The 25,523-nt window shown below is 60.3% G+C and carries 20 protein-coding genes and 1 pseudogene; 7 read left to right on the forward strand and 14 right to left on the reverse strand.

The features are described 5' to 3' along the window. Positions 1–127 precede the first annotated feature (127 nt). Complete coding sequence (locus tag J4D25_RS05865) at positions 128–835, reverse strand: TetR/AcrR family transcriptional regulator (protein ID WP_007974041.1); 708 nt, start codon at positions 833–835, stop codon at positions 128–130. A gap of 229 nt (positions 836–1,064) precedes the next feature. Between J4D25_RS05865 and lexA the strand changes: the two genes are divergently transcribed. Both lexA and sulA read left to right on the forward strand, forming a co-directional pair. Continuing rightward, positions 1,065–1,673, forward strand: coding sequence for a transcriptional repressor LexA (lexA, locus tag J4D25_RS05870; RefSeq protein ID WP_007995278.1), 609 nt, complete (start codon positions 1,065–1,067; stop codon positions 1,671–1,673). A gap of 10 nt (positions 1,674–1,683) precedes the next feature. After that, complete coding sequence (sulA, locus tag J4D25_RS05875) at positions 1,684–2,160, forward strand: SOS-induced cell division inhibitor SulA (protein WP_008052977.1); 477 nt, start codon at positions 1,684–1,686, stop codon at positions 2,158–2,160. A 92-nt stretch (positions 2,161–2,252) separates the two neighbouring features. Here sulA and J4D25_RS05880 read toward each other — a convergent pair whose 3' ends face one another. The 7 genes from J4D25_RS05880 to J4D25_RS05910 form a co-directional block, all read right to left on the reverse strand. Beyond that, positions 2,253–2,486 carry a hypothetical protein gene (locus J4D25_RS05880; RefSeq protein WP_046041430.1) on the reverse strand — a complete coding sequence of 78 codons (234 nt, stop codon included), beginning with the start codon at positions 2,484–2,486 and terminating at the stop codon, positions 2,253–2,255. Positions 2,487–2,580: 94 nt separating this feature from the next. After that, positions 2,581–3,105: a DUF6586 family protein gene (locus J4D25_RS05885; protein WP_057715652.1), complete on the reverse strand. Its 525-nt coding sequence runs from the start codon at positions 3,103–3,105 to the stop codon at positions 2,581–2,583. 240 nt (positions 3,106–3,345) lie between these two features. After that, complete coding sequence (gene topA / locus J4D25_RS05890; protein ID WP_057715654.1) at positions 3,346–5,973, reverse strand: type I DNA topoisomerase; 2,628 nt, start codon at positions 5,971–5,973, stop codon at positions 3,346–3,348. A gap of 114 nt (positions 5,974–6,087) precedes the next feature. Then, positions 6,088–6,324 (reverse strand): DUF1653 domain-containing protein, encoded by a 237-nt coding sequence (locus tag J4D25_RS05895; RefSeq protein WP_057715655.1) that lies wholly within the window; start codon positions 6,322–6,324, stop codon positions 6,088–6,090. Between the two features lie 95 nt (positions 6,325–6,419). Then, positions 6,420–7,595, reverse strand: a complete 1,176-nt coding sequence (gene fadA, locus J4D25_RS05900) for an acetyl-CoA C-acyltransferase FadA (RefSeq protein WP_008023006.1) — start codon at positions 7,593–7,595, stop codon at positions 6,420–6,422. Between the two features lie 29 nt (positions 7,596–7,624). Beyond that, positions 7,625–9,772 carry a fatty acid oxidation complex subunit alpha FadB gene (gene fadB, locus J4D25_RS05905; protein ID WP_057715656.1) on the reverse strand — a complete coding sequence of 716 codons (2,148 nt, stop codon included), beginning with the start codon at positions 9,770–9,772 and terminating at the stop codon, positions 7,625–7,627. Between the two features lie 619 nt (positions 9,773–10,391). Further along, positions 10,392–10,829 (reverse strand): hypothetical protein, encoded by a 438-nt coding sequence (locus tag J4D25_RS05910; RefSeq protein ID WP_057715657.1) that lies wholly within the window; start codon positions 10,827–10,829, stop codon positions 10,392–10,394. A gap of 104 nt (positions 10,830–10,933) precedes the next feature. Between J4D25_RS05910 and J4D25_RS05915 the strand changes: the two genes are divergently transcribed. Then, entirely contained in the window at positions 10,934–11,374 is a 441-nt protein-coding gene (locus J4D25_RS05915) for a universal stress protein (protein ID WP_046041383.1), read from the forward strand. On the opposite strand, the pseudogene J4D25_RS27140 reads toward J4D25_RS05915, so the two are convergent. Together J4D25_RS27140 and J4D25_RS05920 are read right to left on the reverse strand one after the other, a co-directional pair. After that, positions 11,368–11,502 (reverse strand): annotated as a pseudogene (locus J4D25_RS27140) (outer membrane lipoprotein carrier protein LolA); the annotation flags it as partial. The gene J4D25_RS05915 and the pseudogene J4D25_RS27140 sit on opposite strands and share 7 nt — an antisense overlap. A gap of 55 nt (positions 11,503–11,557) precedes the next feature. Beyond that, positions 11,558–13,477, reverse strand: coding sequence for an ATP-binding cassette domain-containing protein (locus J4D25_RS05920; protein ID WP_008022990.1), 1,920 nt, complete (start codon positions 13,475–13,477; stop codon positions 11,558–11,560). Positions 13,478–13,692: 215 nt separating this feature from the next. Here J4D25_RS05920 and J4D25_RS05925 point away from each other — a divergent pair, with 215 nt between their 5' ends. Continuing rightward, positions 13,693–15,621, forward strand: a complete 1,929-nt coding sequence (locus tag J4D25_RS05925) for a transglycosylase SLT domain-containing protein (RefSeq protein ID WP_057715658.1) — start codon at positions 13,693–13,695, stop codon at positions 15,619–15,621. A gap of 99 nt (positions 15,622–15,720) precedes the next feature. Here J4D25_RS05925 and J4D25_RS05930 read toward each other — a convergent pair whose 3' ends face one another. Then, positions 15,721–17,508, reverse strand: a complete 1,788-nt coding sequence (locus tag J4D25_RS05930; RefSeq protein ID WP_198530267.1) for an ABC transporter transmembrane domain-containing protein — start codon at positions 17,506–17,508, stop codon at positions 15,721–15,723. A 251-nt stretch (positions 17,509–17,759) separates the two neighbouring features. On the opposite strand from J4D25_RS05930, the gene J4D25_RS05935 reads away from it, so the two are divergent. After that, the gene (locus tag J4D25_RS05935; protein ID WP_057715660.1) at positions 17,760–17,939 is read left to right on the forward strand and encodes a PA1571 family protein; all 180 of its coding nucleotides are present in this window, start codon (positions 17,760–17,762) and stop codon (positions 17,937–17,939) included. Positions 17,940–18,029: 90 nt separating this feature from the next. Here the strand turns inward: J4D25_RS05935 and pdxB are convergent, their stop codons facing one another. Continuing rightward, positions 18,030–19,172, reverse strand: coding sequence for a 4-phosphoerythronate dehydrogenase PdxB (pdxB, locus tag J4D25_RS05940; RefSeq protein WP_057715661.1), 1,143 nt, complete (start codon positions 19,170–19,172; stop codon positions 18,030–18,032). Between the two features lie 255 nt (positions 19,173–19,427). On the opposite strand from pdxB, the gene J4D25_RS05945 reads away from it, so the two are divergent. Next, the gene (locus J4D25_RS05945) at positions 19,428–20,822 is read left to right on the forward strand and encodes an MATE family efflux transporter (RefSeq protein ID WP_057715662.1); all 1,395 of its coding nucleotides are present in this window, start codon (positions 19,428–19,430) and stop codon (positions 20,820–20,822) included. 126 nt (positions 20,823–20,948) lie between these two features. Here the strand turns inward: J4D25_RS05945 and tusA are convergent, their stop codons facing one another. Both tusA and rlmM read right to left on the reverse strand, forming a co-directional pair. After that, the gene (tusA, locus tag J4D25_RS05950; RefSeq protein WP_056721984.1) at positions 20,949–21,200 is read right to left on the reverse strand and encodes a sulfurtransferase TusA; all 252 of its coding nucleotides are present in this window, start codon (positions 21,198–21,200) and stop codon (positions 20,949–20,951) included. Positions 21,201–21,391: 191 nt separating this feature from the next. After that, positions 21,392–22,465: a 23S rRNA (cytidine(2498)-2'-O)-methyltransferase RlmM gene (gene rlmM / locus J4D25_RS05955; RefSeq protein WP_057715663.1), complete on the reverse strand. Its 1,074-nt coding sequence runs from the start codon at positions 22,463–22,465 to the stop codon at positions 21,392–21,394. A 222-nt stretch (positions 22,466–22,687) separates the two neighbouring features. On the opposite strand from rlmM, the gene acnA reads away from it, so the two are divergent. Beyond that, positions 22,688–25,429 (forward strand): aconitate hydratase AcnA, encoded by a 2,742-nt coding sequence (acnA, locus tag J4D25_RS05960; RefSeq protein WP_057715664.1) that lies wholly within the window; start codon positions 22,688–22,690, stop codon positions 25,427–25,429. Positions 25,430–25,523 lie beyond the last annotated feature (94 nt).

A 25,523-nucleotide genomic window follows, 5' to 3' on the forward strand; every position in this document is an offset into this window, starting at 1 on the left:
ACACGAATTCGCCGCAAGACGCTATGCCCGGCAGGTCGGCGATTTCAATGGGAAACGGGTTCAGAACGAGAGTCGGCATGGGCGGCTAGCTTAGCGGATGTCAGCTGCCGCGCCCACCCGTGTGCGGTTAAACCTTGGCGGCAACCGGTGTCGATTTGCTACGCGGACGCAACTGGGCCGTGGCCATGGCCGTGTCGGTAACGCCGGATTCGGCGCGCATGCCGGCAGCCAGGAACGGCACCATCAGGCGCATGACCTGCTCGATCGAGGTGTTCACGCCGAAATCGGTTTCGGCAATCGCGCGCAAGGCCTTGATACCGGACATGCTGAACGCCGCCGCACCCAGCATGAAGTGCACGCGCCAGAACAGTTCGATAGGTGGAATACGTGGCGCTGCTTCGTTGACCAGCATCATGTAGCGGCGAAACACCTTGCCGTACATGTCTTCCAGATAACGACGCAAGTGCCCCTGGCTCTGACTGAACGCCAGTCCCAGCAAACGCATGAAGATAGACAGGTCGTTGCCACTGCGCGGCTGCACCACCAATGCCTGCTCGACGAGGATTTCCAGCAACTCTTCGAGTGTCGGCTTGATTTCAGGCTTGGCCTGACGCCGCTCCAGCTCTTTATCGAGGCTGATGCAGAATGGCCCGAGGAACCGCGAGAAAACCGCTTGAATCAACGCCTTCTTCGAACCGAAGTGATAGTTCACCGCCGCCAGGTTGACACCCGCCTTGCTGGTGATCAGACGCAACGAGGTTTCGGCGAAACCTTTTTCCGCGAACAACTGCTCGGCGGCATCAAGAATGCGTTCAACGGTTTCCGACTGGGCCATGGCTACTCCGCCTGACAAACACTTGTTTGAAACATACGTTTCAGCCTGTGCATTGTCAAGTCTGGCAGTTCGTTTCGGGAATGGTCGGTCAGACATTTAACCACACAACGGCAAAGCTTCAATCCACCAGCTGTTTGACCGTCCGGCGGCGACTGAAAAATGGAGCATTGCCAAGACCGCCTTACTGTATATAATCCCAGTCACTGTATAAAAAAACAGAGCGATCGATATGCTAAAGCTGACGCCACGACAAGCAGAGATTCTGGCCTTCATCAAGCGCTGCCTGGAAGACAATGGGTATCCACCCACCCGCGCGGAAATCGCTCAGGAACTGGGTTTCAAGTCACCCAATGCGGCGGAAGAACACCTCAAGGCACTGGCCCGCAAGGGTGCAATCGAGATGACGCCTGGCGCCTCCCGTGGCATCCGCATTCCCGGCTTCGAAGCCAAGGCCGACGATTCCACCCTGCCGATCATTGGCCGGGTAGCAGCCGGCGCCCCGATTCTTGCGCAGCAACACATCGAAGAGTCCTGCAACATCAATCCCGCCTTCTTCCATCCGCGCGCCGACTACCTGCTGCGCGTCCATGGGATGAGCATGAAGGATATCGGCATTTTCGACGGCGACCTGCTGGCGGTCCACACCACCCGCGAAGCCCGTAACGGCCAGATCGTCGTTGCGCGGATCGGCGACGAAGTGACCGTCAAGCGCTTCAAGCGTGACGGCAGCAAAGTCTGGCTGATCGCCGAGAACCCCGAGTTCGCCCCTATTGAAGTGAACCTTCAAGACCAGGAACTGGTGATCGAAGGCTTGAGTGTCGGCGTCATTCGCCGCTAAAGGAGGCACCATGCAGTTCCCACAGACATCACCACAGCAAACCCAACTGCCGTTGTTCGAAGCGTTCATGGCACAGCCATTGGCGCCGATCCTGAAAGACGTAGTCGAGTCCCCCTGGAGCGCCGAACCTGACGCTTTCAGCGAGCTGTCACTGCGTGGTGCAGCCGGGAACTGCCTGAGCCTTCTGGCACCGATCCTCAGAGAACTGAGCCAGGACCAGGACGCACGCTGGCTGACACTGATCGCGCCACCTGCCAGCCTGACTCAAGCCTGGCTGCGAGATGCCGGCCTTAACCGCGAGCGCATTCTGCTGCTGCAACCCCGGGGCACCCAGAGCGCCCAGCAACTGACTTGCGAAGCACTGCGCCTGGGTCGTAGCCACACGGTGGTCAGCTGGATCAACCCGCTGAGCCCCCAATCGCGACAACAACTGATCAGCGCCGCCCGTACCGGGGACGCTCAGAGCCTGAATATTCGACTGGGTTAACCGGCGGACAAACGCGTGATTCACCGCGCAAGGCTTCTCCAGGGACAGAGAAGCCGATGAGTAACGACATCAGGAAAAGCGACAGGCGGCGGTCAATGAAGAACCCGCGACCCCTCTTCCTTGTCGAATTCGCCTTCAACCAGGCGACCGGCCATCTGAACACCGACGCTCAACATCGCCTTGGCGACTTCCACGTGCTGCCCTTGCAGGAATGCCTTGGCGTCCTCGGAGAAATCCAAAGTAACCAGAGAACCCTCGTCCTCGGCCCTGCGCAGCTCGATACGGCCGTCTGGTAACTCGACAATTTCTAGAAAGGACGTTGGCATAAAGGACTGTTCTCCACGAAAGGCGGGGATTATATAGGCATCGGCCAGGCTTCGCTCGGGATCTTGACCAGATGCCATCCCAAAACTGTTTCTGTCAGCACTCGTTCAGGCCTTCGCGAAAGCGGATCGCCAATCCTTTCAGATTCTGACGCCAGCTCTCCAGCTCCTCCCGACTCAGCTCTTGCGGCGCCTCCTCTTCATCCAGATTGACAGCCTGAATCAGTGGCTGGGTCACGTCGCCTTTTGGCTTGTGGGGCGCGCGCGGCGGCTGAAACAACGCAGCATGGGCAGCCAACAACTTGGCCAGCCAGGTCTCCGGGTTGTTGGCCAGCTCGACCAGCTCAGCCATTTCCGGAATGGCGATGGTGTCCAGCACCTCGCGAGTCAGCAACAACTCTGCACGGGGCGCATTGGCCTGAGGCAAGCGATAGAAACCGGCGATCTCATGACACAGGCCCAGCAGCGCGCCGTACAGATGAAACAGCGCGGATTCGCGCCCAGCCTGGATCAGCGCCAGCGAATTCATCGCCCGCCCCTCTTCAGTGCGGGCCAGCGCTTCGAGCGACAAGCCGGCGAAATAAATCTTCTGATTGGTGCGGGTGTACAGTTCGTGGGCCATGACGGCAGCCTCCACAACGAAATAATTGCTTCACGCAGGTCTGACAGTGTCGTGGATCAGCCGATCCGACCGCAAGCCCAAAACAAAAAAGCCGCATGAAAACCCGAGGGTTCTCATGCGGCCTTGCGCACTAACTGTAGGAGCGAGCTCGCTCGCGATGGACCTGAGAGCAACGCGGGCATTCTGATGGCCCGCGTCATCGTTGACGACCATCGCGAGCAAGCTCGCTCCTACAGTTTTTTAAGCCTTGGCTGCCGGACGCTTGTCTTCGACCGCCCACTTGCCGCCATCGTAGAACGCTTTCCAGCCAGTCGGCTTACCGTCAACTTCGGTCTGCACGTACTGCTCCTTGGTCTTGCGGCTGTAACGGATCACGGCTGGCAGACCATCCGGATCTTTCTTCGGTGCTTCGCAGAGGAAGTGATACTTCGGATCGATCTCATCCTTGTGCGGGATGATTTCCATCACCAATGGAGCACGAGTCTCGCGGTTTTTCGGGAACTGGCTGGCCGCCAGGAACAGACCGGATGCACCGTCGCGCAGAATGTAGGTGTCATTGACCTTTTCGCACTTCAGCTCAGGCATCTTCACCGGATCCATCTTCGGCGGCGCGGCATCACCACTCTTCAGCAGTTTGCGGGTGTTCTTGCAGGTGGCATTGGTGCAACCGAAGAACTTGCCGAAACGGCCGGTCTTGAGCTGCATCTCGCTGCCACACTTGTCGCACTCCAGGCTCGGACCTTCATAGCCCTTGATGCGATAAGTGCCCTCTTCGATTTCGTAGCCATCGCAATCCGGGTTGTTACCGCAGATGTGCAGCTTGCGCTTCTCATCGAGCAGGTAGGCGTCCATCGCCGTGCTGCAGATCGGGCAGCGATGCTTGCCACGCAACACCAGCGACTCCGATTCACCCTCGTCGTCCGCAGCGATTTCATCGCCCGGCACCAGGTTGACGGTGGCCTTGCAGCGCTCTTTCGGCGGCAGGCTGTAACCCGAGCAACCGAGGAACACGCCGGTCGACGCGGTACGGATCTGCATCGGCCGGCCGCAGGTGGTGCACGGAATGTCAGTCATGACGGGCTGATTGGCCCGCATGCCGTGTTCCGGGCTTTCGGCTACTTCGAGTTTCTTCTTGAAGTCGCCGTAGAACTCATCGAGCACGTTTTTCCAGTCGCGTTCGCCTTGGGCCACGTCATCGAGATGCTCTTCCATGCCGGCGGTGAAGCCGTAGTCCATCAGGTTGGAGAAGCTTTCGGCCAGACGCTCGGTGACGATGTCGCCCATCTTTTCCGAATAGAAACGACGGTTGTGCAGCGCCACGTAGCCGCGGTCCTGAATGGTCGAAATGATCGCCGCGTAGGTCGAAGGACGACCGATACCGCGCTTTTCCATTTCTTTTACCAGGCTGGCTTCCGAGTAACGCGCCGGCGGCTTGGTGAAGTGCTGGGTCGGATCAAGCTTGATCAGCTTCATCGCGTCGCCCTGGGCCATGTCCGGCAGTACGTCGTCATCGCCTGGCTTGGCGATTTGCGGCATGACGCGGGTGTAACCGTCGAACTTCAGGATGCGGCCCTTGGCGCGCAGCTCGAAGTCGCCGGCACCGACAGTGACCGTGGTCGACAGGTATTGCGCCGGCAGCATCTGGCAGGCGAGGAACTGGCGCCAGATGAGCTCGTAGAGGCGCTCAGCGTCACGCTCCATGCCCGACAGCTTGCTTGGCTCGGTATTGGCGTCGGACGGACGAATCGCTTCGTGAGCCTCTTGTGCGCCTTCCTTGCTGCTGTAGACGTTCGGGGTTTCCGGCAGGTATTTCTTGCCGAATTCGCCTTCAATATAGGCACGCGCCATCGCCACGGCATCAACCGAAAGGTTGGTGGAGTCGGTACGCATATAAGTGATGTAGCCAGCTTCGTAAAGACGCTGGGCCATCATCATGGTCTTCTTCACACCGAAGCCAAGCCGATTGCTTGCGGCTTGCTGCAAGGTGGACGTGATGAAGGGGGCCGACGGCTTGCTGCTGGTCGGTTTGTCTTCGCGCTTGACGATGCTGTAGCTGGAAGCCTTGAGCTTCTCCAGCGCGGCCATGGCCTGGGTTTCATTGAGCGGCTTGAAGGCTTCGCCTTTCTCGCGGGCCACGTCGAAGCGCACGGTCGCGCCTTTTGCGGTGCCGAGGTCGGCGTGAACTTCCCAGTACTCTTCCGGGTTGAACGCGCGGATTTCACGTTCGCGCTCGACCACCAGCTTCACGGCAACCGACTGCACGCGACCGGCGGACAGACCGCGAGCGATCTTGGCCCACAGCAGCGGCGAAACCATGTAACCCACCACGCGGTCGAGGAAACGACGCGCCTGCTGGGCGTTGACGCGATCGATATCCAGCTCGCCTGGTTTCGAGAAGGCTTCCTGAATCGCCTTTTTGGTGATTTCGTTGAACACCACGCGCTTGTAGCGGGTATCGTCACCACCGATGGCTTCGCGCAGGTGCCAGGCAATGGCTTCCCCCTCGCGGTCCAAGTCGGTTGCGAGATAGATGGTGTCAGCATCCTTGGCGAGCCGGCGCAGCTCTTCGATGACTTTTTCCTTGCCCGGGAGGATCTCGTACTTGGCTTTCCAGCCATGATCCGGATCGACACCCATGCGCGCGACCAGCTGCTTGCGCGCTTTTTCTTTCGGCGACAGTGCCGGCGCTTCACCCGCAGCAGCCTTGCCGCGCTTGGCGGCTGGCTCTTTGCTGGCGCTAGCCGAACCGCTGGTGGGCAGGTCTCGGATATGGCCGATACTCGACTTCACCACGTATTCGTTGCCCAAATACTTGTTGATGGTCTTGGCCTTAGCCGGGGATTCCACAATGACCAGCGATTTGCCCATGGATCAGAAAATTCCTGAATTCGAGAAGTGAAAGGCGGTTGGCGCCTGACGCGGCACCGCTATATATAGTGGCTACAAGATGAGGTCAAGCGCAGGGCTCTGCGCGCACTCCCCTTATGGCTGCGGAAAAACGCTCGGTTCGGCCTGCACCAAAGCAAAGCGTGGCACCTGTTCGCCGTCAACCTCGACGGACTCCAGGAACATGCTCAAGGGACGCACCCAAAAGCCGTAATCGCCATACAGGGCTTGGTAGAAGACCACTTCTTCTTCGGTTTCCGAATGCCGCGCAACACTGAATACGCGGTACTGCGGACCTTTGTAATGTTGGTAGAGCCCAGGTTGTATCGGCATGCTTTGGCCCTCACTCAAATTTTTTCAAAATAAAAAAATAAATCCGGAAAAACAAAAACCGGGGCACTTGGCCCCGGCTTCCATCAACGAGACGCTTAAACGCGTTCGAAGACGGTGGAGATGCCTTGGCCGAGACCAATGCACATGGTGGCTACCCCGAAGGTACCGCCATTCTGCTTCATCACATTGAGCAAAGTGCCGGAGATGCGCGCACCGGAGCAACCGAACGGGTGGCCCAGGGCGATCGCGCCGCCGTGCAGGTTAACCTTCTCGTTCATCTTGTCGAGTACTTTCAGATCTTTCAGCACTGGCAGGGCCTGTGCGGCGAAAGCTTCGTTGAGCTCGAAGAAGTCGATGTCGGAAATGCCCAGACCCGCGCGCTTCAGTGCTTTTTGTGTGGCCGGTACTGGACCATAGCCCATGATTGCCGGATCCACACCTGCCACTGCCATCGAACGAATCACCGCCAGAGGCTGGATACCCAGATCCTGTGCACGCTGCGCCGACATCACGATCATGCACGAGGCACCATCGGTGATCTGCGACGAGGTACCGGCTGTCACGGTGCCGCCCTTCGGATTGAACGCCGGCTTCAGAGCCGCCAGGCTTTCCAGGGTAGTTTCCGGACGAATGGTTTCGTCGTAGTCGAAGGTTTTCAGGAAACCGTTCTCGTCGTAGCCCTGCATCGGGATGATTTCGTCTTTGAACTTGCCTTCCACGGTCGCCTTGTGGGCGAGTTGGTGGGAGCGCACGCCGAAAGCGTCCTGCTGCTCGCGAGTGATGCCGTGCATTTTGCCCAGCATTTCCGCGGTCAGGCCCATCATGCCCGAGGCTTTCGCCGCGTACAGCGACATGTGCGGGTTCGGATCGACACCGTGCATCATGCTCACGTGACCCATATGCTCGACGCCACCAACCACGAAAACGTCACCGTTGCCGGTCATGATCGCTTGCGCGGCAGTGTGCAGAGCGCTCATGGACGAGCCACACAGGCGGCTGACGGTCTGGCCGGCCGAAGTGTGCGGGATCTGGGTCATCAGCGACGCCATGCGCGCGATGTTCCAGCCCTGCTCCAGGGTCTGGTTCACACAGCCCCAGATCACGTCTTCGACTTCGTTCGGGTCGACCTTGACGTTACGTTCCAGCAGTTTACTGATCAGGTGCGCCGACATGTCTTCGGCACGGGTGTTGCGGTGCATGCCGCCCTTGGAGCGGCCCATCGGAGTACGACCGAAGTCGACAATCACGACGTCTCTAGGATTCAAGCTCATAAGTTCACTCTCACTCTAGTTGGGGGCGCTTAACCGAAGAAGCTCTGGCCGTTCTTGGCCATTTCGCGCAGCTTCGCGGTCGGGTGGTACAGCGCGCCCAAATCAGCGTACTGGTCAGCCAGGGCAACGAACTCTGCCACACCGATCGAATCGATGTAACGCAGCGCACCGCCACGGAATGGAGGGAAACCAATACCGTAGACCAGACCCATGTCGGCTTCGGCAGCGGTTTCGACAATGCCGTCTTCTAGGCAACGCACGGTTTCCAGGCACAACGGGATCATCATCCAGTTGATGATGTCTTCGTCGGTGACTTCGCGCTGCTCGTAAACGATCGGCTTGAGCACTTCCAGTACCGAAGGATCGGCAACCTTCTTCTGCTTGCCTTTCTTGTCGGTCTCGTAGGCGTAGAAGCCCTTGCCGTTCTTCTGGCCCAGGCGCTTGGCTTCGTAGAGCACGTCGACGGCCGAGCGACGGTCGTCCTTCATGCGGTCCGGGAAGCCTTCGGCCATTACGTCACGACCGTGGTGACCGGTGTCGATGCCGACCACGTCCATCAGGTAGGCCGGGCCCATAGGCCAGCCGAATTTTTCCATGATCTTGTCGATACGGACGAAGTCCACACCGGCGCTGACCAGCTTGGCGAAACCGCCGAAGTACGGGAACAGGACGCGGTTGACCAGGAAGCCCGGGCAGTCATTGACCACGATCGGGTTCTTGCCCATTTTCTTGGCGTAGGCAACGGTGGTGGCAACAGCCAGCTCGCTGGACTTCTCGCCACGGATCACTTCCACCAGCGGCATCATGTGCACCGGGTTGAAGAAGTGCATGCCGACGAAGTTTTCCGGACGCTTGAGGGCTTTGGCCAGCAAGGTGATGGAAATGGTCGAGGTGTTGGACGCCAGGATGGTGTCCTCCTTGACCTTGTCTTCAACTTCGGCCAGTACCGCTTGCTTGACCTTCGGGTTCTCGACGACCGCTTCGACCACCAGATCCACGTGACCGAAGTCGCCGTAAGACAGGGTTGGACGGATGCCGTTGAGCACTTCAGCCATTTTCGCGGCGGTCATGCGACCTTTATCAACGCGGCCGACCAGCAGTTTGGCGGCTTCGGCCAGACCCTGCTCGATACCGTGCTCGTTGATGTCCTTCATCAGGATCGGCGTGCCTTTGGAGGCCGACTGATAGGCGATACCGCCACCCATGATGCCGGCGCCCAGTACGGCGGCCTGCTTCACGTCCTTGGCGATTTCGTCGTAGGCCTTGGCCTTTTTCTTCAGTTCCTGATCGTTCAGGAACAAGCCGATCAGGCTCTGCGCGGCAGAGGTCTTGGCCAGTTTGACGAAACCTGCAGCTTCAATTTCCAGCGCCTTGTCGCGACCGAAGTTCGCGGCTTTCTGGATGGTCTTGATCGCTTCAACCGGCGCCGGGTAATTCGGACCAGCCTGGCCGGCCACGAAACCCTTGGCGGTTTCGAAAGCCATCATTTGTTCGATGGCGTTCAGCTTCAGCTTTTCCAGCTTCGGCTGGCGCTTGGCCTTGTAGTCGAACTCGCCGGAGATGGCGCGCTTGATCAGTTCCAGCGCGGCATCCTGCAGTTGCTCAGGAGCAACCACGGCGTCGACGGCGCCGACTTTCAGCGCGTCTTCAGGACGGTTTTCCTTGCCGGCGGCGATCCATTCGATGGCGTTGTCGGCACCGATCAGGCGCGGCAGGCGCACAGTACCGCCGAAGCCCGGGTAGATGCCCAGCTTGACTTCCGGCAGACCGATCTTGGCCTTGGTGGACATGACGCGGTAGTCCGCCGCCAGACACATTTCCAGACCGCCACCCAACGCGATGCCATTGATCGCGGCGACGGTCGGGACGTTGAGGTCTTCGAAATCGCTGAAAATCTTGTTGGCTTCGAGGTTGCCAGCAACAAGTTCTGCATCCGGCAGCTTGAAGTTGTCGACAAATTCGGTGATGTCGGCGCCGACGATGAACACGTCCTTGCCACTGCTGACGATCACGCCCTTGATCGAAGCATCTGCCTTGATGGTGTCTACGGCCTGACGCAGTTCGTTCAGGGTTAGACGGTTGAACTTGTTGACGGACTCACCCTTGAGGTCGAACTTCAGTTCGACGATGCCACTTTCAAGAGCCTTAACCGTGATGGCTTTACCTTCGTAAATCATCAACTGATCTCCACGATATGGAAGCTGAACAGTACACGTCGGACGCAGGCGAACGGCTTGGCAGGGACGTTGATCGTCAATGCTACGCCCATTCCCCCGGCACACCCGCCAACGCGATAGTCGGGATTCTGTAGGAGCGGTCTGAAATACAAACGCTCAATTCATACGCCCGTTTGATTTGGGTACGTCACCTTCACGGAATTTCCGACAATTGTCAATCGCCCGAAACACGGGTTGAAACGCGACTTTCCGGTCATATCCGTACTGCGAAGACCTTAAACACGCTTGAGCATGCAAGGTCATTCATAGAATCAATTGTTAGAAAGTTCGCCCTAATTCGCTGCAGCCCGTGTTTAACAAGCTACGCTGGCGGAACCCAGGGGAAAATTGTGAACGCTTTTGGCGAATGCCCAGCGTAAGATCAGCCAACACCGTTTTTACCGGCCTGCCTGGCCAACTCCAGCCCGATGATGAATGTCGGGCTTTTTATTGCCTGCGAAAAACACCTGTAGGAGCGAGCTCGCTCGCGATGGACGTCAACGATGACGCGGGAAGCCTGGCACCCCGCGGCGCTCTCAGGTTCATCGCGAGCAGGCTCGCTCCTACAGGGGATCGGGGTTCAGGCGAGGGCTTTGAGGGTGGCGTCGATCTGCTGCAACACCTCGGCCTCGCCCTTCTCGCCCCAGTACAACGTGATCATTTGCTTGTCCGCCTCGACTTTGTAGACGTTGGCCGGCAATTTTTCGAAATGATCGAGCAGTGCCCTGTCTTCACAGATTTCCTGCCATTGATTAACCCAGACACCCGGTGATTTTTGCCAGTAACTCCAGCACGCCGGCTGATTGCCACGTCGAGATCGATGGTACTGGGCGCAGGGGCTCGGCGGCCCCTGGCTGAGCCAGTGCGGCCACTCCTGAGGCGCCAATTGCATGGCCAGCCCGATGCGCCGAGCCTCCATCCGCAAGGCGATGCGCCCGCTCTGAACTCGCGACGGCCGCAACCATGCCAGCGGACTCAGCACCACCAGCAGGATTGACACCACTATCCAGACCGTCATATCTGTACTCCCGAATTTGAATGAGCCCATTGTGTCACTTTGGAACCAATGCGCTTGAAACCAGCCATACTTACCAATATTGCATCCCTCAGGAGGAGCACCTCATGCCCTACAACCATATTCTGGTCGCTGTAGATCTGACCGAAGAGTGCGACCCTGTGATTCACCGCGCTCGCGAACTGTCGGTGAGCAACGGTGCGAAATTGTCGCTGGTGCACATTGTCGAGCCGATGGCGATGGCCTTCGGCGGCGACGTGCCAATGGACCTGTCACAACTGCAACAGCAGCAGTTCGACCAGGCCAAGGAGCGCCTTGACCGCTTGATCCTGAAATACCCGGAGCTCTCCAGGGAATACAGCCACCTGACCTACGGACAGCCACGCCAGGAGATCCACCACCTGGCCAAGGAGCAAACCTGTGACCTGATCGTGGTGGGCAGCCATGGCCGGCATGGTCTGGCACTGTTGCTGGGCTCCACCGCCAATGACGTGCTGCATGGCGCGCCTTGCGATGTGCTGGCGGTGCGTCTGCAAAACAAAAGCTGACAACACGCCCTTGTAGGAGCGAGCCTGCTCGCGATGAACCTGAGAGCGCCACGGGGTGTCAGGCTCCCCGCGTCATCGTTGACGACCATCGCGAGCAAGCTCGCTCCTACAGGGGGATTGCATTTCATATGAAAAGCCCGGCATTCATCACTGAACGCCGGGCTTTTTTTGTTACCGGGTCAATCAGGCATCCAGTTCGGCCCAACGCTCGACCATGATGTCGAGTTCAGCCTGCAACTGCTCCAATTGAGCAATCACCGCAGCCGTTTCGGCCGCCGGACGCTGATAGAAGCCGGCATCCGCCATCTGTGCTTCAACGGCGGCAATCTGCTGCTCCATGGCCTCGATCTGCCCCGGCAACGCTTCCAGTTCGCGCTGCAATTTGTAGCTGAGCTTTTTCTTCGCCACTGGCGCTTCGACAGCTGCCGCAACCGGCGCAGGCTCGGCCTTCACCACCGCGGAGTTCAGGTCGGCCTTGCCGGACTTGCTCTCGGTCACGCCCAGCAGACGCGGCGAGCCGCCCTGGCGCAGCCAGTCCTGGTAGCCACCGACGTACTCGCGAACCTTGCCTTCACCTTCGAAGACCAGAGTACTGGTGACCACGTTGTCGAGGAATGCCCGGTCGTGGCTGACCATCAGTACGGTGCCGTTGAAGGTCAGCAAGACCTCTTCCAGCAGTTCGAGGGTTTCGACGTCGAGGTCGTTGGTCGGTTCGTCGAGTACCAGCAGGTTCGCCGGCTTGCTGAACAGCTTGGCCAGCAACAGACGGGCACGCTCACCACCCGACAGCGCCTTGACTGGCGTGCGGGCACGCTGCGGGCTGAACAGGAAGTCGCCGAGGTAGCTCAGCACGTGGCGGCTCTGGCCATCGATATCGATGAAGTCGCGACCTTCGGCCACGTTGTCGATCACGGTTTTTTCCAGATCCAGCTGATGGCGCAACTGGTCGAAGTAGGCGACATCGATCCTGGTGCCCTCTTCCACTTTGCCGCTGGTCGGCTGCAAGCCGCTGAGCATCAGTTTCAGCAGGGTGGTCTTGCCGGTACCGTTGGCGCCGAGCAGACCGATACGGTCGCCGCGCTGCAGCACCATGGAGAAATCCTTGATCAGGAACGGACCGTCCGGGTGAGCGAAACTCACGTTATCGAGGACCATTACCTGCTTGCCGGACTTGTCGGCGGTTTCCAGCTGGATATTGGCCTTGCCGGTACGCTCACGGCGCTCGCTGCGTTCGACACGCAAGGCTTTGAGCGCACGTACGCGGCCTTCGTTACGGGTGCGACGGGCCTTGATGCCCTGGCGAATCCACACTTCTTCCTGGGCCAGGCGCTTGTCGAACAGCGCGTTGGCGGTCTCCTCGGCCGCCAGTGCGGCTTCCTTGTGCACGAGGAAACTGGCGTAGTCGCCGTTCCAGTCGATCAGGCCGCCGCGATCCAGTTCGAGGATGCGGGTTGCCAGGTTCTGCAGGAAAGAACGGTCGTGCGTGATGAACAGCACGGCGCCCTGGAAATCCTTCAGCGCTTCTTCAAGCCAGGCGATGGCACCGATGTCCAGATGGTTGGTCGGTTCGTCGAGCAGCAGCAGGTCCGGCTCGGACACCAGGGCCTGGGCCAGCAGGACGCGACGACGCCAGCCGCCGGACAACTCGGCGAGGGTCTTGTCGGCCGGCAGTTGCAGGCGGCTCAAGGTGCTGTCGACGAGGGTCTGCAAGCGCCAGCCATCGCGGGCTTCGAGGTCGTGCTGGACGTGCATCAGCTTGTCCAGATCGGCGTCAGTGACGATGTTCTGGCTCAGGTGGTGATATTCGGCGAGCAAGGCGCCAACGCCGTCCAGGCCTTCGGCCACCACGTCGAACACTGTCCGCTCGTCGGCCACCGGCAATTCTTGCGGCAATTCGCCGATCTTGAGCCCGGGTGCGCGCCAAACGGAGCCGTCATCGGGCTTCTGGTCGCCCTTGACGAGCTTCATCATGCTGGACTTGCCAGTGCCGTTGCGGCCGATGATGCACACCCGCTCACCACGGGCGATCTGCCAGGACACCTTGTCCAACAACGGCATAGCGCCGAAAGCAAGGGACACATCGCTGAATTTGAGCAGGGTCATGAGCTTCTCCAAAAACCGGGCGCGCATTCTACCTGACTTGAGGCTTCAGAAGGCCGGCAATTTCACTCTCGTAGCACTCTGCATGACAAATGTTGCGAACTGATGCGGGAAGACCCGCAAAGCTTTCACCGGCTGCTGGCAAAAGGCTAAGCTACAGACAATTCAGCGCGGGCCTGGCCCGCGCTTGTCATGATTTTTCTCTGCCCGGACGTCTCATGCGCAGTCGCCTTTTCAATCTTTTATCTGCTTTTTTACTGTCTGCCGCTGCCGTTCAATCCGCCCAGGCGGTGGACCTGTCCACCCAACGCCAGTATTACGATGAAGCCAAGCGCGCCCTGGCCAAGGGCGATAGCGGACCGTATTTCCGTTACAGCCAGGCCCTCGCCGATTATCCGCTGGAACCCTACCTGGCGTACGACGAACTGACCGCGCGCCTGAAAACCGCGAGCAACGCCGAAATCGAGAAATTCCTCGCCGAACACGGCGACCTGCCCCAGGCCAACTGGATGAAGTTGCGTTGGTTGCGCTGGCTGGCGGAACGGGGCGACTGGGCGACCTTCGTCAAGTACTACGACCCGAAAATGAACTTCACCGAACTGGACTGCCTGAATGCGCAGTACCAGATCAGCCACAACCTCAAAGCCGAAGGTTACGCCAACACTGAAAAGCTCTGGCTGACCGGTAAATCCCAGCCCGAAGCCTGCGATGCCCTGTTCGGCATGTGGGCCGCCGATGGCCAGTTGACCGAGCAAAAACGTTGGGAACGCGCCAAACTCGCCGCCCAGGCGCGCAACTATCCCCTGGCCAACAGCCTGATCAACGGCATGACCACCCTCGCCCCTCGCGGCCGCTTGCTGGTGGACGTGGCGCAGAAACCGGAACTGCTCAACCAGCCGTCACGCTTTACCCCGGCCGATGAAGCCATGTCCGATGTGGTCAGCCTCGGCCTGCGCCGCCTGGCTCGTCAGGACCCGGACAGGGCCATGAATCTGCTCGACGGTTACGCCAGCAGCATGCATTTCTCCCGGGATGAAAAAGTGGCGATCGCCCGGGAAATCGGGCTGACCCTCGCCAAACGTTTCGACAGTCGAGCCCTGGACGTCATGACCAAATACGATCCGGAACTGCGCGACAACACGGTTTCCGAATGGCGCTTGCGCCTGCTCCTGCGCCTGGCGCGCTGGGACGATGCCTATCAGTTGACCCGCCGCCTGCCCCAGGACCTGGCCACCACCAACCGCTGGCGTTACTGGCAGGCCCGCACCCTGGAGCTGGCGCAACCGCAGAACCCGGAAGCCCAGACCCTGTATCGAAGCGTGGCTCGTGAGCGCGACTTTTATGGGTTCCTCGCGGCGGATCGCTCGCAGTCACCCTATTCGCTGAATAACAAGCCGCTGGTGATGAGCCAGGCGCTGATCAACAAAGTGCGCAACACCCCCGGCATACGTCGCGCCCTGGAGTTCCACGCTCGCGGGCAAATCGTCGACGGGCGCCGCGAGTGGTACCACGTCAGCCGTCACTTCAGCCGCGACGAAATGGTCGCCCAGGCCAAACTGGCCTACGACCTGAAATGGTACTTCCCGGCCATTCGCACCATCAGCCAGGCGCAGTACTGGGACGACCTGGATATCCGTTTCCCGATGGCCCACCGCAACACGCTGGTGCGTGAAGCGAAGAATCGCGGCCTGCATCCGAGCTGGGCGTTTGCCATCACTCGCCAGGAAAGCGCCTTCATGGAAGATGCCCGCTCCGGGGTCGGCGCCTCGGGCCTGATGCAACTGATGCCCGCCACCGCCAAGGAAACCGCACGCAAGTTCAGCATTCCCTATAGCTCGCCACAGCAACTGTTCAACCCGGACAAGAACATCCAGCTCGGCGCCGCGTACCTGAGCCAGGTGCACAGCCAGTTCAACGGCAACCGCGTCCTCGCCTCCGCCGCCTACAACGCCGGCCCGGGCCGAGTGCGCCAATGGCTGCGCGGTGCGGACCACCTGAGTTTCGACGTGTGGGTGGAAAGCATTCCGTTCGACGAAACCCGCCAGTACGTGCAAAACGTGCTGTCGTATTCGGTGATCTATGGCGAGAAGCTCAACTCACCGCAGCCAATCGTGGATTGGCATGAGCGGTATTTCGACGATCAATGATCACTGCAGGAGCGAGCCTGCTCGCGATGGACATTAGAGTGCCGCTGGGTGTCAGGCATCCCGCGTCATCGTTGACGACCATCGCGAGCAGGCTCGCTCCTACAAGAGTTCCCCAGCGTTAATCAATCCATCACTGAACTGCAACGCCGCCAACCGCGCATACAACGCATTGCTGGCAATCAGCTCCAGATGCGTGCCCACCGCCACCAGTTTCCCTTGGTCCATCACCGCAATTCGGTCGGCGTTTTTCACCGTGGCCAGGCGATGGGCGATCACCAGGGTGGTCCGGTTTCTCATCAGGCTCGGCAGCGCCTGCTGGATCAGGTGTTCGCTTTGGGCGTCGAGGGCGCTGGTGGCCTCGTCCAGGAGCAGGATCGGGGCGTCTACCAGCAGCGCACGGGCAATGGCCAGGCGTTGGCGCTGGCCGCCGGACAAGCCGAGACCACCGTCCCCCAGATGAGTCTGGTAACCATTGGGCATGGCTTCGATAAAGTCATGGGCGTAAGCGACTTTTGCCGCTTCCTGTACCTCGGCCAACGTCGCCTGCGGATTGCCGTAGCGAATGTTTTCTTCAATGCTGCCGAAAAACAGCGCCGGGGTTTGCGACACCAGGGCAAAACAGCGACGCAGGTCCAGCGGGTCGAGTTGAGTCAACGGCACGCCATCGAGCAGGATGCGCCCCTCGGCCGGGTCGTAAAAACGCAGCAGCAAGTCATACACCGTGGATTTTCCGGCCCCCGATGGCCCGACCAGCGCCAGCGTCTCACCGGCATTGACGGTCAGGCTCAACCCGTCAACAGCATAATTTTCCGGCCGCGACGGGTAGGAAAAACGCACATTGTGCAGTTGTAGTTGGCCATTGACCCGCTCCGGCAGCTTCACCGCGTCCGCCACCGGCGGCAAGATGATGTTTTCCGAACGCAGCAACTCGGCAATCCGCTCGGCCGCGCCGGCTGCCCGCTGCAACTCGCCAATCACTTCGCTCAACGTGCCGAACGCGCTGCCGACAATCAGGCTGTAGAACACGAACGCCGCCAGCTCGCCAGCGGAAATTCGCCCGGCGATGACGTCCATGCCACCAACCCAGAGCATCACCCCGACCGCACCCAAGACCAACACGATCACCAGGGTAATCAGCCAGGCCCGCTGGAAGATGCGCTTGCGCGCGGTGTTGAGCGCCTCTTCCACCGTCACGGCAAACCGTCGCTCGTCCTGGGCCTGATGGTTGTAGGCCTGCACGGTCTTGATCTGCCCCAGGGTTTCGGACACATAACTGCCGATATCGGCAATCCGGTCCTGACTCAGGCGTGAGAGGTTACGCACCCGGCGTCCGAAGATCAGGATCGGCGCGATCACCAGGGGCAAGGCAACCACCACGATGCTGGTGAGTTTGGGGTTAGTGATGAACAGCAGGACGATCCCACCGATCACCATCAGCAAATTGCGCAGGAACAATGACAGCGAAGAACCGATGACCGATTGCAGCAGCGTGGTGTCGGCGGTCAGGCGGGACTGGATTTCCGAGCTGCGATTGTCTTCGTAAAACCCCGGGTGCAGGTAAATCAGATGATTGAACACGTTGCGGCGGATATCGGCGACGCAGCGCTCGCCGATCCACGACACCAGGTAAAACCGTGCAAAGGTTCCTATCGCCAATCCCGCCACCAGTAACATGAACAGACCGATGGACTGATTGAGCAGATGCGGTGACTGGGTCATGAACCCCTCGTCCACCAGCAGGCGGATGCCTTGCCCCATGGACAAGGTGATGCCAGCGGTGACGATCAGCGCCAGCAAGGCGCCAAAGGCCTGCCAGCGATATGGCGCGATGAAGCGACTGGCCAGGCGAATGGCACGGCGGTGACGGGCAGAGAGCATCGTAATCATCCTGGACAAGGCAATCATTAGGGTCAGCCTATACCGCTCAATGGGGTGGCTTGCTGCAAATCACAATGAGTCGGGTTAATTATGTCCGCCAACACTAGAGGCTAGACGCTATTGGTCTAAAGTTCGGGTAGCCACGTGGTGGCATTTCTGGTGGACTGGTTCTGCCCCCCAGGAAAGATCGCAGGGAGTTGTCATAGCCCGGTCACCTGGCGGTTCTACAGTAAGCACACAACCTGATGAGGAGACAGGCCATGTCCTTGCAACACAGCAGCGATGACAAGATTCAAGTGATCCGCACGCAACCAGACCAGTCTCTGGGTTGCTCGATTATTGACGAGCAGGGTCGCGAAGTACCGATCACTGAAGAAATGATCCAGAAAGCTTGCAGCGAACTGGATAAGCGATTGGTCAAACCTGCCAAACAAAAGTGATATAGCCACCGTCTTCTTGACCCGGCCCATTGTTGGCCGGGTTTTTTATGGGCGCCTGTCCGGACATTGTGGGGCGCCCTTCGCGGTCTATCAGACTGCCGTTGCCCCCAACGCCGCCACAATCCTCTGCAACTCAGGCGCATCCCCCTCGATCCGCACCTGCAATCCGTCGATCTCTCGACGCGAAGGATAATTCTTGCGCAACGCATCAAATGCCGCTCGCTGTTCGCTGACACTGCCGACAAGGCTGCGACGGAAGTCCGCATCGTCACGTCGCGGGTCATACACGCCACGGCACAGCATCGCCAACGCCCAGGCCGGGTCACTTTGCGCATTGAGGGTCACGTGCGACAGCCACGGCGCCGGCAGCAAATCGCCCAGGCTGACCCGGGCTGGCTGCCCAAGGAAATCGCAATAGGCCTGATAAATCTGCGCGGTGCCCCGCTGCTTGCCGTCGAGGCTGTAGCCGGCAATGTGTGGCGTTGCCAGCACGCAGAGTTCGGCCAGCGCCACGTCGACTTCAGGCTCGCCTTCCCAGACATCGAGCACCGCTTGCAGGTCTTCGCGCTCCAGCAGCACGTCGCGCAGTGCTGCATTGTTGACCACCGGCCCGCGACTGGCATTAATCAGCCAGGTGCCGGACCTGAGCTGGTTCAAGTGTTTTTCATCGAACAAATGCCAGGTCGATTGCTGACCCTGTTTAGTCAATGGCGTGTGCAGACTGATGACGTCGCACTCGTCGATGATCTGCTCGAGGCTGACGTAGTCTCCACCTTCCGCAGTTTGCCGTGGCGGATCGCACACCAGCACCTTCCAGCCCAGGCCTTGCAATACCTTGACCAGGCGTCCACCCACTTCGCCGGCACCGACCACGCCGTAGGTACGCCGGGTCAGGTCGACACCCTCGATTTCGGCAAGGGTCAGCAGACTGCCGAGCACATAGTCGACCACACCACGGGCATTGCAGCCCGGCGCGCTGGACCAGGTAATACCGGCCTGCTGAAAGTAATTCAGGTCCAGATGATCGGTGCCGATGGTGCACGTACCGACAAAGCGCACCTTGCTGCCCTCGAGCAGCGCGCGATTGACGTTGGTCACCGAGCGCACCAACAGCACATCGGCCTGCTCGACCGTGGCACGGTCGATGGCGCGACCCGGTACCCGGCGGATTTCACCGAAGCCTTCGAAGAAGGCATCGAGCAGAGGGATATTTTCGTCGGCAACAATCAGCATGGCAGGCTCCTTTGGCGGGGTGGCAGTGTAGGCGCAGAATTCATCTCTGTGTAGGAGCGAGCATGCTCGCCATGGGCGTTAACGATAACGAGGGCTGCCTGAATGAACGCGGCGCCCCCACATTCATCGCGAGCGAGCTCGCTCCTACAGGGAGAGCGGAGCGATTACAAATACCCAACACAGTCTTTTCCTGACCGAAGCGTCAACGCGTAGAATGCGCAGCCCTGCGCATCAAAACCTCTGGACGCTTCGCTTGTGAATTCCGTGACTGACACTACCGCCGCCCCACGCACGACCCCGGTTCGCCTGGAACTCAAGGGCCTGCTCGGCCTGGCCCTGCCGATCATGATCGCGCAACTGGCCACCACGGCCATGGGCTTCGTCGATGCGGTGATGGCCGGCCGCGTCAGCCCACGGGACCTGGCATCGGTGGCCCTGGGCAACTCGATCTGGATTCCGGTCTACCTGTTGATGTCCGGCGTCCTGCTGGCAACCACACCCAAGGTCGCGCAACGCTTTGGCGCCGGGCAGTTTGACGAAATCGGCCCGCTGGTCCGCCAGGCGCTGTGGCTCGCATTGTGTGTCGGGTTGATCGGCAGCGGCCTGTTGCTCGGCGCCGAGCCGATCCTGCACTGGATGAAAGTCGATCCGCAATTGATCGAGCCGAGCATGGGTTACCTGCACGGGATCGCCTTCGGCTTGCCGGGCATGGCGTTCTATTACGTGCTGCGCTGCTACAGCGATGGCATGGGTCGGACCCGTCCGAGCATGGTCATCGGCTTGTGCGGGCTACTGCTGAACATCCCGCTGAACTACACGTTGATCTATGGCCATTTCGGCGCACCGGCCCTGGGCGGTGTTGGTTGCGGCTGGGCCAGCGGCATCGTGATGTGGTTCATGGCGTTGAGCATGGCCGGCTGGACCTTCTGGGCCCCGTTCTATGCCCGCACCCGTGTGCTGGTGCGCTTCGACCGGCCGAAATGGGCCGTGATCAAGCGCCTGGTCAGCATTGGCCTGCCGATCGGTATCGCCGTCTTCGCCGAGTCCAGCATCTTCGCGGTCATCGCCCTGCTGATCGGCAGTCTCGGCTCCACCGTGGTGGCAGGGCATCAAATCGCCCTGAATATCAGCTCGTTGCTGTTCATGATTCCTTACTCGCTGGGCATGGCGGTGACCGTGCGGGTCGGCCAGGCACTGGGGGCCGGCAATCCTTGGCAGGCGCGCTTCGCGGCGAAGGTCGGGCTCGGCGCGGCACTGGTGTTCGCGGCGTTCTCGGCGGCACTGATCCTGCTCCTGCGCGAACCTATCGCCTCGATCTACACGCCTGACAAGGCCGTGATCCAGATTGCGTCGATGTTGATTGTGTATGCCGCGCTGTATCAGTTTTCCGATGCCATCCAGGTGATCTGCGCCGGCGCGCTGCGTGGGTACCAGGACACCCGGGTGACGATGATCCTGACCTTGTTCGCCTATTGGGGCATCGGCCTGCCGGTCGGCTACGTGCTGGGACTGACCGATTGGTTCGGTCCGGCCAGCGGCCCGAGCGGGCTGTGGGAAGGGTTGATTGCCGGTTTGAGCTGTGCGGCGCTGATGCTGTCGATCCGACTGACGCTCAGTGCGCGCCGGCGGATTCGTAACAGCCAGGGTTGATCGCCACAACCCTGCAGGAGCGAGCTTGCTCGCGAAGGTCGTGAACGATAACGCGCAAAAACCAGATGCCCAACGGCGCCTTCGTTATTTTCGCGAGCAAGCTCGCTCCTACAGGGGGCTTGTTGGTTAAACAGACTTCTTGCGAATCCAGTAGAGGTAGGTGCCCTCATCTTCGTGCTGTGCCACCAGTTCATGGTCGAGAAACACACAGAACTTGGGAATGTCGCGACGGGTCGACGGGTCGGTGGCGATCACTTTGAGCAGGCCGCCGGGCACCAGATCACGGATGTGCTGATGCAGCATCATCACCGGCTCGGGGCAATTGAGGCCGGTGGCGTCGAGGGTGCCGTCTACCGGCGTATCAAGCATTTCACTCATGATTCACTCCTGAAGCTGGCCGGCATTGTCGCGCATTGCCGGGTGTAACGTCATCTGTGGCATTACGCCGCCCCCTTGTAGGAGCGAGCCTGCTCGCGATGATCGTTAACGATAACGCTGGATGCCTGACACCCCAATGCGCTCTCAGGTCCATCGCGAGCAGGCTCGCTCCTACAGGGGATTGCGGTGTTTCAGCGGGACTTGGGTTTCTTCACGTCCAGTCGACGCAAATGGCAAGTCACTTCCTCGCGGTCGTGGTACAGCTGCTTGCAGCCAATCTCGACCTTGATACCCCGGGCCTTGAAGCCATCGGCAATGCGCTCGAGCAAACGCTTCACTTCGGCATAGCGCTGCTTCATCGGCAGCTTGAGATTGACCACCGCCTCGCGGCAGTGGCCGTCGCCGATCCACTCTTCCAGCATCGCGGCGTTGCGCGCCGGCTTCTCGACGATGTCGCAGACCATCCAGTCCACCGGTTGCTTGGGCTTGAAGGTGAAACCGTCAGCCATCAAGTGCTGCACCAGACCGGTGTCCATCAGGCTTTCGGCCATCGGGCCGTTGTCGATGGCCGTGACCAGCATGCCACGGTTGACCAGTTGCCAGGTCCACCCACCAGGGGCGGCCCCCAAGTCAACGCCGGTCATGTCGCCATGCAGGCGCTCGTCCCACTGGTCGCGCGGGATGAAGTGGTGCCAGGCCTCTTCCAGCTTGAGGGTCGAGCGGCTCGGCGCCTCGCGGGGGAACTTCAAACGGGGAATGCCCATCGGCCACATCGCCGAGTTGTTCGACTCCGCCAGGCCCATGAACACTTCACGACCGCTCTTGAACGTCAGCAGCAAACGCGGCTTGTGGGCATCTTCCACCAGCTTGCCGGCCGCCATCAGCGCCTTGCGCAGGTGCACTTCGAATTTCTTGCAGAAGTTCGACAGTTCCTTGCCGTCGTTGGTGTCGACCATTTCCAGCCACAGGCTGCCGCACAGCGGAAAGTCCGCCATGTGGGCGAGGATCACACTGATGCGGTCGGTTTCCGGCAGATCGATGAAAATCCCCCGGGCCCATTGGCGCGGGAAGATCAGCTCGGCAAAACGCTGCCCGCGCATCAGGCGCTCGGCGCCGTCTTCTTCGGTGCAGACAAACTCGGCGCAGGCAGTTGCCGCCTTGGCCTTGGCATAACCGGCCACGTTCAAGCGCGCGGCGAGGTCGGAAATCTCGGAACAGACTTCGCCTTCGAAGCCCGGCCGGCAATGCATAAAGAGGGTGTTCATTAATACTCCTGGACCCTGTAGGAGCGAGCTCGCTCCCACAAAGAGAGACCGCTTGCCCTGAAGCAAAGCCTGTCACGAAAACCGGCGCATGATAGCCGAGATCGGAAGCTGGAGCTTGTCGATAGAACCCGGTTATTAGCCAGCTACTGAAAACAGAGCTAGGTTTAATGTTCTGCCCATCCCCTCAGTCCGTAGCCGTGCGGACTCAAAGGAGTGATTGCAATGCCGTCCCTCGATAGCCTGAATACGCTCAAGACCCTGCAAGTCGGCAACAAGACCTACCACTACTTCAGCCTGCCCGAGGCCGCCAAAAGCCTGGGTGATCTGAACAAGTTGCCGATGTCGTTGAAAGTCCTGCTGGAAAACCTGCTGCGCTGGGAGGACGAAAAAACCGTCACCGGTGCCGACCTCAAGGCATTGGCCGCGTGGCTCAAGGAGCGTCGTTCCGACCGCGAGATCCAGTACCGCCCCGCGCGAGTGCTGATGCAGGACTTCACCGGCGTACCGGCGGTGGTCGACCTGGCCGCGATGCGCGCGGCGATGGCCAAGGCCGGCGGCAATCCGCAACGGATCAACCCGCTGTCGCCGGTGGACCTGGTGATCGACCACTCGGTGATGGTCGACAAGTTCGCCAGCAGCAGCGCCTTCGAGCAGAACGTCGACATTGAAATGCAGCGCAATGGCGAGCGCTATGCGTTCCTGCGCTGGGGCCAGAGTGCCTTCGACAATTTCAGCGTGGTGCCGCCGGGCACCGGGATCTGCCACCAGGTGAATCTTGAATACCTCGGCCGCACGGTCTGGACCAAGGACGAGGACGGCCGCACTTACGCCTTCCCGGACACTCTGGTTGGCACCGATTCCCACACCACCATGATCAACGGCCTCGGCGTGCTTGGCTGGGGTGTCGGCGGTATCGAGGCGGAAGCGGCGATGCTCGGGCAACCGGTGTCGATGCTGATTCCCGAAGTCATCGGTTTCAAACTCACCGGCAAGCTCAAGGAAGGCATCACCGCCACCGACCTGGTGCTGACCGTGACCCAGATGCTGCGCAAGAAAGGCGTGGTGGGCAAATTCGTCGAATTCTACGGCGACGGCCTTGCCGACCTGCCCCTGGCCGACCGCGCGACCATCGCCAACATGGCCCCGGAATACGGCGCCACCTGCGGTTTCTTCCCGGTGGACGACATCACCCTGGATTACCTGCGCCTGTCCGGCCGGCCCCTGGAAACGGTGCAACTGGTCGAGGCCTACAGCAAGGCCCAGGGCCTGTGGCGCCTGCCCGGCCAGGAACCGGTGTTCACCGACAGCCTGGCGCTGGACATGGGCAGCGTCGAAGCCTGCCTCGCGGGGCCGAAACGCCCGCAGGACCGGGTGACGCTGCCGAATGTCGCGCAAGCGTTCAGCGACTTCACCGACCTGCAATTCAAGCCCACCAGCAAGGAGGAAGGCCGCCTGGAAAGTGAAGGCGGTGGCGGTGTTGCCGTCGGCAATGCCGATATGGCCGGCGAAGCGGATTACGATTACGAAGGCCAGACCTATCGCCTGAAAAACGGCGCCGTGGTCATCGCCGCGATCACCTCCTGCACCAACACCTCCAATCCCAGCGTGATGATGGCCGCCGGGCTGGTGGCGAAGAAGGCCGTGGAAAAAGGCCTGAAACGCAAACCCTGGGTGAAGAGCTCGCTGGCCCCCGGCTCGAAAGTGGTCACCGACTACTACAAGGCGGCCGGCCTGACCCAGTACCTCGATGAATTGGGCTTTGCCCTGGTCGGCTATGGCTGCACCACTTGCATCGGCAACTCCGGGCCGCTGTCGGAGCCCATCGAGAAAGCCATCCAGCAAGCCGACCTCACCGTGGCCTCCGTGCTCTCGGGCAATCGCAACTTCGAAGGCCGGGTGCATCCATTGGTGAAAACCAACTGGCTGGCCTCCCCGCCGCTGGTGGTGGCCTATGCGCTGGCCGGCACGGTGCGCACCGACCTCAGCCGCGAGCCGCTGGGCGATGGCAAGGACGGCAAACCGGTGTACCTGCGGGACATCTGGCCAAGCAGCAAGGAAATTGCCGACGCCGTGAATCAGGTCAACACCGCCATGTTCCACAAGGAGTACGCCGAAGTGTTTGCCGGTGACGAACAATGGCAGGCGATCAAGGTTCCGCAGGCGGCGACCTATGTCTGGCAGGACGACTCGACTTACATCCAGCACCCGCCGTTCTTCGACGACATCGGCGGCCCAGCGCCGGTGGTCAAGGATGTCAGCGGCGCCAGGATCCTCGCACTGCTCGGCGACTCGGTGACCACCGACCACATTTCCCCGGCCGGCAACATCAAGGTCGACAGCCCGGCAGGGCAATACCTGCGCGACAAAGGCGTGGAACCGCGGGACTTCAACTCCTACGGCTCGCGGCGTGGCAACCATGAAGTTATGATGCGCGGCACCTTCGCCAACATTCGCATACGCAACGAAATGCTCGGCGGCGAAGAAGGCGGCAACACCCGCTACATTCCCACCGGGGAAAAAATGTCGATCTACGACGCCGCCATGCGCTATCAGGCTTCGGGCACGCCGCTGGTGGTGATCGCCGGCCAGGAATACGGCACCGGCTCGAGTCGCGACTGGGCGGCCAAGGGCACCATCCTGCTGGGGGTGAAAGCAGTCGTCGCCGAAAGCTTCGAACGGATTCACCGCTCCAACCTGGTGGGCATGGGCGTGCTGCCGTTGCAATTCAAGCTGGATCAGAACCGCAAGAGCCTGAAACTGGGCGGCAGCGAAACCCTGGACATCCTCGGCTTGACCGGCGTCGAGCTGACGCCACGGATGAACCTGACGCTGGTCATCACCCGCGAAGACGGCAGCCGCGAGAAGATCGAGGTGTTGTGCCGCATCGATACGTTGAATGAGGTGGAGTACTTCAAGTCCGGTGGGATTCTGCACTACGTGTTGCGGCAGTTGATCGCGTCTTGACCGACCGCTGACAAAGACACCGCCTTCGGGCGGTGTCTTTGTTTGGGGCACGAAAGTCCATGTGGGAGCGAGCTTGCTCGCGATATGGACATAA

The sequence above is a fragment of the Pseudomonas sp. GW456-L13 genome, assembly GCF_017350115.1.
Taxonomy (GTDB): Bacteria; Pseudomonadota; Gammaproteobacteria; order Pseudomonadales; family Pseudomonadaceae; genus Aquipseudomonas; species Aquipseudomonas jessenii.

Bases quoted from the DNA above. Each gene is read 5' to 3' on its own strand.
- J4D25_RS05865 (WP_007974041.1), bottom strand. From the start codon at position 835: ATGGCCCAGTCGGAAACCGTTGAACGCATTCTTGATGCCGCCGAGCAG.
- lexA (WP_007995278.1), top strand. From the start codon at position 1,065: ATGCTAAAGCTGACGCCACGACAAGCAGAGATTCTGGCCTTCATCAAG.
- sulA (WP_008052977.1), top strand. From the start codon at position 1,684: ATGCAGTTCCCACAGACATCACCACAGCAAACCCAACTGCCGTTGTTC.
- J4D25_RS05880 (WP_046041430.1), bottom strand. From the start codon at position 2,486: ATGCCAACGTCCTTTCTAGAAATTGTCGAGTTACCAGACGGCCGTATC.
- J4D25_RS05885 (WP_057715652.1), bottom strand. From the start codon at position 3,105: ATGGCCCACGAACTGTACACCCGCACCAATCAGAAGATTTATTTCGCC.
- topA (WP_057715654.1), bottom strand. From the start codon at position 5,973: ATGGGCAAATCGCTGGTCATTGTGGAATCCCCGGCTAAGGCCAAGACC.
- J4D25_RS05895 (WP_057715655.1), bottom strand. From the start codon at position 6,324: ATGCCGATACAACCTGGGCTCTACCAACATTACAAAGGTCCGCAGTAC.
- fadA (WP_008023006.1), bottom strand. From the start codon at position 7,595: ATGAGCTTGAATCCTAGAGACGTCGTGATTGTCGACTTCGGTCGTACT.
- fadB (WP_057715656.1), bottom strand. From the start codon at position 9,772: ATGATTTACGAAGGTAAAGCCATCACGGTTAAGGCTCTTGAAAGTGGC.
- J4D25_RS05910 (WP_057715657.1), bottom strand. From the start codon at position 10,829: ATGACGGTCTGGATAGTGGTGTCAATCCTGCTGGTGGTGCTGAGTCCG.
- J4D25_RS05915 (WP_046041383.1), top strand. From the start codon at position 10,934: ATGCCCTACAACCATATTCTGGTCGCTGTAGATCTGACCGAAGAGTGC.
- J4D25_RS05920 (WP_008022990.1), bottom strand. From the start codon at position 13,477: ATGACCCTGCTCAAATTCAGCGATGTGTCCCTTGCTTTCGGCGCTATG.
- J4D25_RS05925 (WP_057715658.1), top strand. From the start codon at position 13,693: ATGCGCAGTCGCCTTTTCAATCTTTTATCTGCTTTTTTACTGTCTGCC.
- J4D25_RS05930 (WP_198530267.1), bottom strand. From the start codon at position 17,508: ATGATTACGATGCTCTCTGCCCGTCACCGCCGTGCCATTCGCCTGGCC.
- J4D25_RS05935 (WP_057715660.1), top strand. From the start codon at position 17,760: ATGTCCTTGCAACACAGCAGCGATGACAAGATTCAAGTGATCCGCACG.
- pdxB (WP_057715661.1), bottom strand. From the start codon at position 19,172: ATGCTGATTGTTGCCGACGAAAATATCCCTCTGCTCGATGCCTTCTTC.
- tusA (WP_056721984.1), bottom strand. From the start codon at position 21,200: ATGAGTGAAATGCTTGATACGCCGGTAGACGGCACCCTCGACGCCACC.
- rlmM (WP_057715663.1), bottom strand. From the start codon at position 22,465: ATGAACACCCTCTTTATGCATTGCCGGCCGGGCTTCGAAGGCGAAGTC.
- acnA (WP_057715664.1), top strand. From the start codon at position 22,688: ATGCCGTCCCTCGATAGCCTGAATACGCTCAAGACCCTGCAAGTCGGC.